The following is a 421-nucleotide window of genomic DNA, read 5'->3' on the forward strand; positions in this document are numbered from 1 at the left end:
GATTGCACAGTGTATGCGGCTGGTGCAGGTACAGCACCTGTATCATGTCGTTGATCTTGACATCAAAGGATTCTTCGACAACATCAACCATACAAAACTGATTCGTCAGATCTGGGCATTGGGAATCCGTGACAAAAAGCTGATATGCATCATTAAGGAAATGCTGAAAGCGCCGGTCATTATGCCAAACGGTGAAAAGGTCTATCCGACCAAGGGAACACCACAGGGCGGAATCCTGTCACCGCTACTTGCAAATATCGTATTGAATGAACTGGACTGGTGGGTTGCTTCCCAATGGGAAGAAATGCCGACCAAAACAGAATTCAAGATAAGAGAAAATGCGAGTGGCACAAAGATCAAGAGCCATTCTTACAGAGCTTTGCGCAGAAGCAGACTGAAAGAAATGCACGCGGTCAGATAC

The 421-nt window shown here is 46.1% G+C and carries 1 protein-coding gene; it reads left to right on the top strand.

Translation table 11 applies throughout. The features are described 5' to 3' along the window. A partial coding sequence (locus ACTNEN_RS13375; protein WP_441206958.1) for a reverse transcriptase domain-containing protein occupies window positions 1-421 on the top strand: 421 nt, incomplete at both ends.

The organism is Oribacterium sp. HCP28S3_H8, from assembly GCF_052064775.1.
In the GTDB taxonomy this organism is placed as follows: domain Bacteria; phylum Bacillota; class Clostridia; order Lachnospirales; family Lachnospiraceae; genus Oribacterium.